Source organism: Streptococcus sp. 263_SSPC (assembly GCF_001071995.1).
Taxonomy (GTDB): domain Bacteria; phylum Bacillota; class Bacilli; order Lactobacillales; family Aerococcaceae; genus Granulicatella.
Genome location: NZ_JVNU01000032.1, coordinates 61,677 through 74,006, shown reverse-complemented (window position 1 = coordinate 74,006; position 12,330 = coordinate 61,677). Strand labels below are relative to the sequence as shown.

Annotated in this window: 11 protein-coding genes; 3 read left to right on the top strand and 8 right to left on the bottom strand. The window is 38.8% G+C overall.

The window, feature by feature from the left end:
• Nucleotides 1-9 precede the first annotated feature (9 nt).
• The 5 genes from nrdR to ADH02_RS04975 all read right to left on the bottom strand — a co-directional run bounded on the left by nrdR (nucleotide 10) and on the right by ADH02_RS04975 (nucleotide 3,625).
• A complete protein-coding gene (gene nrdR / locus ADH02_RS04995) occupies nucleotides 10-480 on the bottom strand; it encodes a transcriptional regulator NrdR (protein WP_048711213.1) in 471 nt (156 codons plus the stop codon).
• A 42-nt stretch (nucleotides 481-522) separates the two neighbouring features.
• The gene (gene coaE, locus ADH02_RS04990) at nucleotides 523-1,122 is read right to left on the bottom strand and encodes a dephospho-CoA kinase (protein WP_048783049.1); all 600 of its coding nucleotides are present in this window, start codon (nucleotides 1,120-1,122) and stop codon (nucleotides 523-525) included.
• Between the two features lie 131 nt (nucleotides 1,123-1,253).
• A complete protein-coding gene (locus ADH02_RS04985) occupies nucleotides 1,254-2,600 on the bottom strand; it encodes a glucose-6-phosphate isomerase (protein WP_048783047.1) in 1,347 nt (448 codons plus the stop codon).
• Between the two features lie 36 nt (nucleotides 2,601-2,636).
• The gene (locus ADH02_RS04980) at nucleotides 2,637-3,026 is read right to left on the bottom strand and encodes a CvfD/Ygs/GSP13 family RNA-binding post-transcriptional regulator (protein WP_048711210.1); all 390 of its coding nucleotides are present in this window, start codon (nucleotides 3,024-3,026) and stop codon (nucleotides 2,637-2,639) included.
• 8 nt (nucleotides 3,027-3,034) lie between these two features.
• The gene (locus ADH02_RS04975; RefSeq protein WP_048711209.1) at nucleotides 3,035-3,625 is read right to left on the bottom strand and encodes a peptidylprolyl isomerase; all 591 of its coding nucleotides are present in this window, start codon (nucleotides 3,623-3,625) and stop codon (nucleotides 3,035-3,037) included.
• A gap of 199 nt (nucleotides 3,626-3,824) precedes the next feature.
• On the opposite strand from ADH02_RS04975, the gene ADH02_RS04970 reads away from it, so the two are divergent.
• The 3 genes from ADH02_RS04970 to ADH02_RS04960 all read left to right on the top strand — a co-directional run bounded on the left by ADH02_RS04970 (nucleotide 3,825) and on the right by ADH02_RS04960 (nucleotide 5,958).
• Entirely contained in the window at nucleotides 3,825-4,334 is a 510-nt protein-coding gene (locus ADH02_RS04970; RefSeq protein WP_048711208.1) for a divergent PAP2 family protein, read from the top strand.
• A gap of 14 nt (nucleotides 4,335-4,348) precedes the next feature.
• Nucleotides 4,349-5,335, top strand: coding sequence for an NAD(P)/FAD-dependent oxidoreductase (locus ADH02_RS04965; protein WP_048783040.1), 987 nt, complete (start codon nucleotides 4,349-4,351; stop codon nucleotides 5,333-5,335).
• A gap of 122 nt (nucleotides 5,336-5,457) precedes the next feature.
• A complete protein-coding gene (locus ADH02_RS04960; RefSeq protein WP_048783038.1) occupies nucleotides 5,458-5,958 on the top strand; it encodes a phosphatidylglycerophosphatase A family protein in 501 nt (166 codons plus the stop codon).
• A gap of 87 nt (nucleotides 5,959-6,045) precedes the next feature.
• Here the strand turns inward: ADH02_RS04960 and ADH02_RS04955 are convergent, their stop codons facing one another.
• The 3 genes from ADH02_RS04955 to pgfS are packed head-to-tail and all read right to left on the bottom strand — an operon-like array spanning nucleotide 6,046 to nucleotide 12,228.
• Nucleotides 6,046-8,625, bottom strand: a complete 2,580-nt coding sequence (locus tag ADH02_RS04955) for a YfhO family protein (protein WP_275043194.1) — start codon at nucleotides 8,623-8,625, stop codon at nucleotides 6,046-6,048.
• 35 nt (nucleotides 8,626-8,660) lie between these two features.
• Nucleotides 8,661-11,288: a YfhO family protein gene (locus ADH02_RS04950; RefSeq protein WP_048783034.1), complete on the bottom strand. Its 2,628-nt coding sequence runs from the start codon at nucleotides 11,286-11,288 to the stop codon at nucleotides 8,661-8,663.
• Nucleotides 11,278-12,228, bottom strand: coding sequence for a glycosyltransferase PgfS (gene pgfS / locus ADH02_RS04945; protein WP_048783031.1), 951 nt, complete (start codon nucleotides 12,226-12,228; stop codon nucleotides 11,278-11,280). The genes ADH02_RS04950 and pgfS overlap by 11 nt, the downstream gene beginning before the upstream one ends.
• Nucleotides 12,229-12,330: the final 102 nt, after the last annotated feature.

The window sequence follows — 12,330 nt, the reverse complement described above, 5'->3', positions numbered from 1 at the left end:
AATTCCTTCCTATTTTTCTTGGCTATCCATAATCATAGACATTCTTTCTAATTCTTTTAAGAACATTTTGCGGTCTGTAAATTGACGATACACACTTGCAAAACGGATATACGCGATATCATCAATTTTAGCTAAGTGATCCATCACCATTTCCCCAATAAGAGTGCTTGACACTTCATTTTCTCCCTCTTGGTTGATGGAACGTTCGATTTCATTCACGATATTTTCTAGTTGTCCGAGTGATACTGGACGTTTTTCTGCTGAACGAACTAGTCCGTTTAATAATTTTTCACGGCTAAATTCTTCACGATTCCCGTTACGTTTGATGACAAGCAATGGCGCCTTTTCTAAGCGCTCGAATGTTGTAAAACGGTAGCCACATTCTTCGCATTCTCTTCTTCTACGAATAGAACGACCATCATCGGCTGGACGACTATCAACTACGCGAGAACCATTGTTTTTACATTTTGGACATTGCATTGCAAACACCTCTCCTTTTTTGTGCTTATTCGATTTATTATATCATTTTTTAAGGAAATTTTCGAGTAGCCACTGATGGACTTTTTGCTCTAAGTCTTGAAGGGTTCCTTCGTTTGACCAGACGATCGTTGCTCTCTTTACTTTTTCTTCTAAAGGCATCTGTGATTGGATTCGCTCTAACGCTTCTTGTCTAGTATATCCGTTCCGCTTTTCCATACGAGCAATTTGCGTCTCCACAGAAACTGCCACCACGATTATGTCATCACATAAGCTCTCATAGTTCATTTCAAATAAGAGTGGAATATCTAAGACGATAAGCGGTTTTCCTTGCTCTTGGTAGTCTGTCATCTTTCCTGTAATCTCTTGACGAATGAGTGGTTGAAGAATGTCATTTACTTCCTTTCGACCCCCATCATCACTGAACATTTTCCGCCCAAGTTCAGTTCGATTTAACGTTCCATCTGTATTCAAAATAGCCTCTCCAAAGCGATTCACGAGCGCTGTTAATCCATCTGTCCCTTTTTCGACGACTTGTCTAGCTACAAGGTCGGCGTCGATTACCGGTACTCCAGAGATTTTAAATAAATTCGAAACGGTTGATTTCCCGCTGGCGATACCGCCTGTTAATCCAATGACTCTCATCTTTTTCCTCCAACACTTCTTGTAAGACCTATGTTAGTTCAAAATGCCCTTTGTCGCAAGTTCTTTTCCCGATTCGAGCCCATATTGACACAAAAATACCGCACCCTCTTATTGAGAATGCGGCATGTCCATTATATACGTTCGTTTAATTCTTTTGCTAAGTCTTCGAATCCTGGTTTCTCAAGTAAAGCAAACATGTTTTTCTTGTATGCTTCTACCCCTGGTTGGTCAAATGGGTTAACGCCATTTAAGTAACCAGAAAGGCCTACTGCGATTTCGAAGAAGTAGATTAAGTGTCCTAATGTGTAAGCTGACATATCAGGAATGTTCACTACAAAGTTTGGAACTTGACCATCTGTATGAGCAAGTAATGTTCCTTGGAAAGCTTTTGTATTTACAAAGTCCATTGTTTTACCTTGTAAGTATCCTAATCCATCTAAATCTTCTTCTGTTTCAGGAATTGTTACTTCTTCATTTGGTTTACCCACTTTGATAACTGTTTCGAAGATGTTACGACGACCTTCTTGGATGTATTGTCCTAGTGAGTGTAAGTCAGTTGAGAAGTTTGCACTTGAAGGATAAATTCCTTTGAAGTCTTTTCCTTCTGATTCACCAAATAATTGTTTCCACCATTCAGAGAAGTATTGTAATGTTGGTTCGTAGTTAATTAATAACTCTGTCACTTTTCCTTTACGGTATAACACATTACGTGCTACAGCGTATTGGTAAGCTTCGTTTTCTTTTAAGTTTGATGAGCTGTATGCCACACGTGCATCTTCAGCCCCTTGCATTAATGCATCTACATCTGCACCAGTTACTGCAATTGGAAGTAATCCTACAGCTGTTAATACTGTGAAACGTCCACCAACATCATCTGGAATTACAAATGTTTGGTATCCTTCCACATCTGCTTCTGATTTTAATGCTCCACGAGTGCGGTCAGTTGTAGCGTAAATACGATTTACAGCTTCTTCTTTACCATATTTTTTAATTAATAAATCTTTGAATACACGGAAAGCAATCGCTGGTTCTGTTGTTGTACCAGATTTAGAAATTACGTTTACAGAGAAATCACGATCTCCGATTAAGTCGATTAACCCTTGTAAGTAAGTTGAGCTAATGCTGTTTCCTGCAAATAATACTTGTGGAGTTTTACGTTTGTCGCTTGGTAAGTAGTTATAGAAAGCGTGGTTTAAGAAATCAATCGCTGCACGAGCTCCTAAATAAGAACCTCCGATACCGATAACCACTAATACTTCAGATTCTTCTTGAATCTTTTTAGCTGCTGCTTTAATACGAGCGAATTCTTCTTTGTCATAGTCGCGTGGTAAGTTAATCCAACCTGTGAAGTCGTTCCCTGCTCCTAATCCTTCGCGTAAGTCTTTATCTAACGCTGTTACTGTTGATTGTAAATTGTCAATTTCTTCTTGACTGAAGAAATCTAATGCTTTTGAATAATCAAATGAAATATGTCCCATTTGAATGCCTCCTTCGTATTCAATACCGATGTTTGATTAATTTTTGTTTTTATCTTTTACAAATTTTTCTTGTGCTTCTTCGATCCATTCTGGTAATTTCTTCGCTAAGCTTGAAAAACCAATGGAAGGAACATAGCGCTTGCGATTTTTCTTAATGCGTTGCGGAACATCTGGCACATCGAGTTTTTCCAGTGCTCGAATCGATAAACTAATCTTATTGGAAAATTCATCGACGTCAATCACTTTGGCCGTCACTTCCTGCCCCACTTTTACAAAATCATGCACATTATCCATATATCCATGTTTACATTCAGAAATATGAATCAAACCTTGTGTATCTTCATCTAGCTCCAAGAAAACTCCGTAATTTTGTACACCTGTTACTTTAGCCGTAACGATGTCGCCAATTCTAAAAGTTTTGCTCATAGAACCTCCTACGCTTTTACGTCCATCGATTCAATGACAACATCTTCTAGCGGACGGTCTTGCGCATTACGTTCTACGCCTTCAATCTTAAGAACAACGTCCATACCTTCTACGACGCGTCCGAATACTGTATGACGGTGGTCTAACCAAGGTGTTCCACCCACTTTAGCGTATTCTTCAACGATTTCTTCAGGCCAGCCGCCATCTTTTAATTGTTTCAACATTTGTGCTGGTACCTGTTTTGCTGTAACGATGAAGAATTGCGATCCGTTTGTGTTTGGACCTGCATTCGCCATTGATAATGTACCGTACAAGTTGAATGCTTCTCTTGAAAACTCATCTTCGAAAGTGCGTCCGTAAATAGACTCGCCACCCATACCAGTTCCAGTTGGGTCGCCACCTTGAATCATGAAGTCTTCAATCACACGGTGGAAGATAACTCCGTTGTAGTATCCATTTTTCGCATGTGTTACGAAATTCTCCACAGTTTTAGGTGCTACTTCAGGGAATAATTCCAATGTGAAATCGCCCAAGTTCGTATGCACAGTCACGAGTGGATTCTTTTCATTCACTTCATTCAATTGTGGAAATTGACTCATTTTTCCATCTCCTTTTAATTCTTACTGATGATTGCTCATCTAACCTCTTCTATTAAACCACAAAAGCTAAACAGGTGCAATTTAGCGTTCTTATCCACCTTAATAAAAAAATAAAGAATATCTATAAATTTTCCTTAGTGATTTTCACGGTTTCGTGGTATAGTATTTGAGTATAGAAAAAAGAAAGAGTGAAAGTTTAATGACAATATTTCAAAATTATCCATTAATCGCTTCAATTTGCTCGATTCTATTTGCACAATTTGTTAAATTCCCGATTGCGCTCTTCTCAAAGAAAGATGGCGCACACGTTTCGTTAGTAACTAGTACAGGTGGAATGCCAAGTTCTCACTCTGCTGCGGTTAGCTCGCTGATTACAGCGCTTATTATTGAATACGGATTTGCTTCTCCACTCGTTGCAATCGCAACAACGTTCGGTTTAATCGTCATGTTCGATGCCATGGCCGTTCGTCGTCAAAGTGGTGAACAAGGAATTCTCCTACAAAAATTATACGAAGAACAAGTACGCGAAGAATCCAGCGCATTAAAGCATGTTGAAATTGAATCAGAAGATGATCCAATCAATCTCTTCGATACCGAAGAAAATAAAAAATTAATTATCAAGAAATATTTAGGTCACAAACCCGTTGAGGTATTTGCCGGTGTATTGACTGGTATCGCAATGGCCTTTATTTTAAGAATGTTCTATTAATTCGGAGGTAAAAAGTGACTCAAGAAATTGTTGATATTATTATTATCGGCGGTGGGCCTGTTGGGCTTTTCACCGCCTTTTACGCGGGCTTACGTCAAGCGTCTGTTAAAATTATTGAAACTTTGCCCCAATTAGGTGGGCAACCAGGGATGCTTTATCCTGAAAAAATGGTTTATGATATCCCTGCCTTTCCTGAAATTACGGCTGGGGATTTAATCGAGAACTTAAAAAAACAGCTCGAACGTTTCCCTGAAACTCAGTTTTGCTTAGAAGAAGAAGCCCTCGAATTAAACAAGACAGACTTCGGATATGAGCTTGTGACTTCTAAACAAACGCACTACGCGAAAACAGTGATTATCGCTTGTGGAAACGGCGCATTCCGTCCACGTAAACTCGATGTCGAAAATGCAGAAGCTTATGAAAATAGCAACCTGCACTACTTCGTTACAAACTTAGAGCGATTCCGCGATCGTACTGTAGCTATCTGCGGTGGTGGCGACTCTGCGGTAGACTGGGCACTGGCCTTAGAACCAATCGCAAAGAAAGTCACTATTGTTCACCGCCGCCCACAGTTCCGTGCACAAGAACATAGCGTGAAACAACTAGAAGAATCAAGCGTTGAAATTTTAACGCCTTATCTTCCAGACCAAATTATCGGAGATGGTGAAACTATTCAATCTGTTGTATTAAAACATGCGAAAGGCGAAGATCAAATCGAACTTCCGGTTGACGACTTTATCGTGAACTATGGTTTCTCTTCTTCAATTGGAGGAATGAAGAACTGGGGATTCGAAGTGGCTCGCAACACCATCGTGACAAATAGCCAAATGGAAACGACTCTACCTGGCGTCTTTGCCGTTGGAGATATCGCAACATACGATGGTAAAGTAAAAATCATTGCTACTGGATTTGGTGAAGCGCCTGTCGCAATTAATGCTGCAATGACTTACGTGAATCCAAATAGCCGTCCGAGCACGATTCATAGCTCATCAATGTTCTAACCGTTTACAAAATTTCAAAAAGAACGCTCAATTCATTTGGGCGTTCTTTGTATTTTGTGTTAAAATAAAAAGCTACTCTTTTTAAAAGGGTTTCATAATTTGTTAAAAGGAGGATTTTTCAGATGAAAAGCCCAAAAGAATTACACGAACGCTGTTTAGAATTATTATCTGAACGCGATGTAGAATTAGAACAAATTGCTGAATTAGTTTATTTCTTACAGGAAAGATATGTACCAGGATTAACGAAAGAAGAATGCTTATTAAACGTTAATAGCGTATTGAAGAAACGCGAAGTTCAAAACGCCGTTATCACTGGTATCGAAATGGATAAATTAGCAGAAGAAAAGAAATTACATCCATTATTAAACGATATCTTATCTGAAGACGAACCTTTATATGGTGTCGATGAAATCTTAGCATTATCGATTGTGAACGTATATGGTTCTATCGGATTTACAAACTACGGTTATATCGATAAAGTAAAACCAGGAATTCTAAAAACATTAGATGACAAATCAACTGGTAAAGTAAACATCTTCTTAGACGACTTAGTAGGTGCTATCGCAGCCGCTGCCGCAAGCCGTCTAGCACACAGCATTCCAGCAAAAGAAGAATTAGACTAATCACGCAAAAAGGATGAAGCAAAACGCTTCATCCTTTTCTAAATTTATAGAGTGATACCGTATACGGTATCACTCTGTTTTTACTACTTAATCTTTATGCTTTTTCCATAGGAAAACTAGTAAAAGCAGAGACGAAATAGAAATGAGCATTCCAAGATGTAATCCTGGAGGTGTATAACTCCAAACAATCTCATGTTCTCCTTCTGTCAGCGAAACGCCCATAAAGAAGCCGAGCGCTTTTTTCACTTCTTGTTTCTTACCGTCCACTGTCACACTCCAACCCGAATGGTATGGAATCGTAAAGGTCGCAAAAGACTGCTCGCTATTTGTAACAGTAACATGCGCCTTCACCATCGCATTGGAATAAGCATCAATCGTAATATCATTGGCTTTTTTATACTGCGTTAATGCGTTTGTGAGTGTGGTGATATCAATCGAATAGAACTTAAAGTCTCGTAGATCCCACTCTTTGACTTTTGCATTCTCAATCGCAAAGGAAATCATCTGGTCTAAGTTTCCATTTCCAATCATCCATAATTGGTTTTCTTTGAAACGGTTTTCATATGGATAGCTCATGCTATTTAGCAACACTTTTGATTTGTTGACGGAACCTGCTTGTCGTTCTGGAATTTGGACAAAATACAGTTTGTTTGGTTGTAGATTGAACTTCCATTCAATTTTTGCTGGATCTGCCTCATTGGTAAGCGTGTATTTATCCTGCCCCTTCGTTAAATTCGTCGTTACAGGTTCTCCCACGCCCACTTCAGTCAACGCATTCGTTCCAGAGAGTCCAATCACTTGCAAGAGCTGGTTGAGATTGGCTACTGGTTGATTTTTCTCGAAAGCGATATTAGTTGCCGTATTCTCATTCGTTAAATAGCCAAGAGAAAACGCATATGGATTGCGATAAACTGTAAAATTCTTCATCGTTCCTTCTTTGGCATACATACCTCTCACATCGGCGTAGACGCGTTTTTCATCGCCGTCCATCATAAAACGTGATACGCCGAAGAGAGAATCCAAAATCACATTACGGTCGGTATAGTTTACTACAGATTGCGAAGATGGCAAGCCAAGATGGCTCATCTCTTCAATCAGAGCATGCTCTAAACTTGATGTAAAGTGCGAAGCTCCATTATAGCCAAATGCAAGCGGGAAGTTCGCGTGCGACAATCCCTTATGCATTTCGATTCGCGTAAATGCATTCTTATCACTATAACCTTCTCCGTCAAATGCAATCGCGTATTCCATCTGTTCCTTTAAGCTTGAATTACTGATAAAATAAGGAGTTCTTCTAAAACCGACAAATAAATTCACTATCACCTCGACTATTACAACTCCGGCCGTCAATTGAAGCCTACGAACTCTTTCAGCTCTTCTAAAGAAGAAGGCTAATAAAATAATCGTCCAAATAATAAATGCAAGTATTTTCTGTGAGTTCTCAACATATTGCAGACTTCTTAAGGTCGACAGAATCAGAATAGATCCAAAACCAAAGATAGCTACTAGAAACTCGTACAAGCGGAACTCATCTTTCCATTTCATTAAGCTTTCTGACGCTAACACCAGCATAAAGGTATTGGCAACCCACGAATTTCTGAAATAGAAGCCAACCGGACGCTGTCCCATATGCCAAATTTGATCGAAGCCTTGAATCGAAAACGAAAGCAGTAAGACAAGCAATACGACTGTCGCTGCTAATTTCTTACGAATTGTAATCTCTCTTTTGGCAAAGAAGGTACATAATCCGAAGAGCCCTAAACCACCAATAAAGAGTTGCGGTAATGCTTTAGAATCTCCCCACTCTTTTTCACCAAAGGATCCTAAGATGAACTTTTGTGGCATGGCTACTAAATCATTCACAGGGTCCCATGACCAAGCAAAGGTACTTCCCGCACTTGCTTTACTCTCTAACAAAGCACTAAAAACCGGTAATAGCCAAAATGCTGCAAGGCCAACTCCAATCAGTGCAAATAACGCGACTTTCCCTAACTTTAAGATTGCTTCTTTCAAAGGAATATCCTTTGAGAAGACCACATAAAATGTATAGAGCGCCACAAAGAGGCACATCATATACCCTGTATAAAAATTCGTTATTAAACTAATGGCAAGAAACAGCGGTAATTTCACCGAACGCTTTCCACTTGCCACCTCTTCAATCCCCAAGAGAATAAACGGAATATAGACCAGATTATCTAAGAAATTCGGATTATACTGTTGCGATACGACAAATCCGCTAAGCGCATATGACGAAGCTAATCCTAACGATAACCAGTAATGTTTCGATACGCCTTGGAATTTCTTTTCTAAGAAGTAACCAAAGACGACTCCCATGACCCCAGCTCGTAAAAGCGGAATTATATAACTAAGTATATGAAAACTTGAAATTGGAAATATCACATATAAAAATGTAAATGGACTTAAACTATTAAAGCCCCAAACACTTGGCATGGCTCCTCCAAGTGATTTCTCGAAGGACCAAAATAGTCCGCTAAAATCTCCACTCCAAAATAGTTTATGCAATCCGATATAAAGCGGAAAATATTGAGAAAGAAAATCTCCACTATGAATCGAATTTAGCGATAAAGGGCTCAGTCCTAAAAATAGGAAGACCCCCAACATCGCCACGAACGGAACAAAAAATAGCGAACTATACTTTAATTTCATTTTGGAAATTGTCATTATAGCTTACTCCTATTCAATTAAATCCATTTTTTATAAATAGCTAAAACATAAATACATATTGATAAGATTGAAATCAACAGCCCCGCCATAAATCCTTCTGGAATGTATGTTATCTCAACCGTATGTTCACCAGGTGTTACCGCAAATGCAAGTAAGCTATCCCAAACTTTAATAGTTTTAACGATTTGTCCATCAACTCTAACTGTCCAGCCCTTTTCATAAGGTATACTTGTCATCATCCATGTACTATCGTCTGTAATACTTACAGTTCCTTGAATATGTCTGTCATCCCAATGTGTAACTTTCAATCCTTGAAGTTGACGTTCCTCGATTATTCGGTTTACTAAAGTACTGTTTGATCGTGCCAATCGTAATCCAGACAAGTTATATTCATCATCCGTATCGATTTCAATCGTTAATTCTATAGATTTCCCAACAGAGTTATGAGCAATTTGAATGAATTGCGTTTGTTGGAATTTATCTTGGAACTCATAATTATTACCATTTAATAAGATTCGAACCTTATTTTTATTTGTATGAGACAGCTTTTGCGGAATAGATACCCAATAATCTTCTGCGGATTGAGGAATCAAATGATACGTAATAGTTCCTGGCTTAGTAGAATCAATTCTCTTATATGTTTCTGGTTTAGAAGAATCTACAACTTCCATATTATCTAGTTTCATTTCATTTGCTGCTAATACCGCTAAATAATTATCACTTGTCGCTCCCATAGCTTGTACAATTTTATTTTGGTTTTGAATTGGTTGATGATTTTCCAGTTTTACATTCACTGTCGCATCATTCACACCATAAGCGATTGGTAAGATTAATCCTGTTTCATACGTCTTCGTTCTTGTTGCTTCGTACACTGGTTCTTTCGACGTAATATCTTTACGCGTTACCATATTTCCGAATACATACATTTTCGAAGTATCAGGATATTCTTTTGTATACACCGGTTTTGGCGCCACTAAGTATTTCACTGAGAAGAGCGCGTCTTGCAGCGGTGTTCCTTGATAGTACGTTGTCGCGTTAATCCCGTTATTTCCTAAGCGGTCAAATAAATCACGCGTACTATTTTCCAAGTTCGAACTAAATACTGATAAACCTGGGTAATCGGCCATAAACGGATCGTTTTTACTTAAGTTAAATGTCTTATTGATACGATAGAAATCAGTATCATCAGGACGAATTGGGTTGATGGCGTCTTTCAATTGAAGCACCGCATCATGATACTTATAAGCATCCGTATATCCGACACGAGATTGCACAATCGCTGCGTTGGCTGTCAATTCGACTGCCGTCAACACCGCAATCACTACCCACGGCTTCTTCGCCTTTGTCCAGAATAAGACAAGAAGCATAATCATGAAAATACCAAGAGTCGCGATTCTTTGCCAAATTGTTAAGAATGAATGTTCTTGGAATTGAACGATTCCAAAAATAATCGCCATTCCCACAAATAGGATACTTGCTTCTTTTGCGGTAAATCGTTCGACTTCGCGTAAGCTTAAGTAAGCTAGGTACACTAAGAAGAACGCGATAATCCATGAGAAGCGGTAGAAGAATCCAGCTGGGTTTTGTCCCATATGCCATAATTTACTTGTAAATTCATGCGCACATGAGATTAGGAAAATAACTAATACAAATCCTGCAGCGACCTTACCCCATTTTGTAATTTTCTTAGAGATAAAGTAGTAAATCGTACCTAAGATTCCGAAACTCGCCACATAAATATTTGGTAAGTTTGGACCTGCTGGCCATGAAGTGTTATCGAATGATCCTAAAAATAATTTTGCCAAAATTTCAAAAGGATTGATTTGTAACTTCCACTGGAAGTGCAATGTACTATCCAAACCTCCTTTTGTAGAAACTAAACTAATAATGATTGGCAAAAGAACCGCTGCAACCATACCTACCGCGACAATCGAAGCACAGGCCAATCTAAACATACGTTCAAAAACCACTTTGATATTTGTAAATTCTTTTGAACGGATGACATAGAACAATGCGTAGATGACTACGAAAATACATGTCATATAACCCATATAGAAGTGAACAAATAGCGCTAGCGCAAGCATTCCGATATAGCCTCGTGGAGACTCATTATCGAGCACTTGTTCTACACCAATCAGTACAAGTGGCAACATAATCATGCCATCGTAAAAAATTGGGTTCATTTGGTAGCTGACGTTAAATCCGTTTAAGGCATAAATCGTCGCTACAATTGGAAGTAAGTAGGCTTTTTTCTTTAGGCCGTCATAACGCTTCACAAGGAAATGCGTCATCGTAAGTCCCATCGTTCCGTAACGTAATGCGATGACGATAGGCACAACCCATTGGAAGTTTTCTTCTGAGAAGAAGAGGAATAAGAAGTTAAATGGACTTAGTAAGTTAAAGCCCCAAATTCCTAGCATTCCCCCACCAATCGATTTCGAGAAGGAATAGAAGAAGCTATTCCAATCCCAGTTTAAAAATAGATGTTTGAAATAGGCATAGAGCCCGATGTACTGTGCGTTAAAGTCAACCGCCATCAGCGATTTTGCACCAAACGGGAAGAAGCCATCAATCGCCCACACGATAAACATGATGACCATCGGCGCAAGGAAACTTGCTAAATAGACCTTTTTCTTAGTCGTCATGTTGCTCTCCTTTCACCGTCATATTCGTTTCATCTACTAAGTAATGTGGACGTTTCTTCACTTCGTAGTAAATCTTACCGACATACTCTCCTAATACCCCAATTGAAATCAATTGAATTCCACCAAAGAGCACGACAGAGAAAATCGTTGTGAAGTATCCACTCACGAGTGAATCTGGCGCCACGAAGTATTGAACGAATGTCCAAAGAACGTAAGCTAATGAAATTAATAAACAGAATAAACCAAAGTTAATGCACATACGAAGTGGCTTATCATTGAATGATAAAATCCCCTGAACCGCATAGTTTAACGAGAACTTCAATGAGTATTTCGTTTCACCAACCGTACGGACTTGGTTTTCATATTCGATGACTTTTTCTTTAAATCCAATCCAAGAGAAAATCCCTTTAGAGAATCGGTTGTATTCTTGTAATGAAAGGATGGCACGAACCGCTTTACGGCTGAAGAGACGGAATTCAGACACCCCATCCATCAATTCGATATCCATCATTTTGTTTGCAAGACGATAAAAATGTTTTGCTAAGAATGTACGATGAGGTTTTTCACCTGTACGTGTACGACGAGCACTCACGACGTCGTATCCTTGTTCATACGCTTCAATCATTTGCGGAAGAAGTGCAGGTGGATGTTGTAAGTCCCCATCCATTAAAATCACAGCTTCTCCTGTTGCGTATTCAAGCCCTGCAATCGTTCCAGCTTCTTTCCCAAAGTTTCTGCTGAAACTAATATATTTTACGCGAGGATCGCCATCTGCGATCGCAAGCATTTTTTCGAAAGTACGGTCTTTACTACCATCATTAATAAAAATAATTTCAAATTCCGCTTTAGTAATTTTATTAACTTCTGCTACTAAGGCATCATACATTTTCTGAATCATATTTTCCTCGTTATAGAACGGGATGACAATTGATAATTTCATTATTCCACTCCTCAATCCTTTAATTTGTTTAGTTTGTTATATAATAACATTTTTTTGTATAAATTTCTGCTCATATGGCATACTTCAAGTACAGTTATAAGA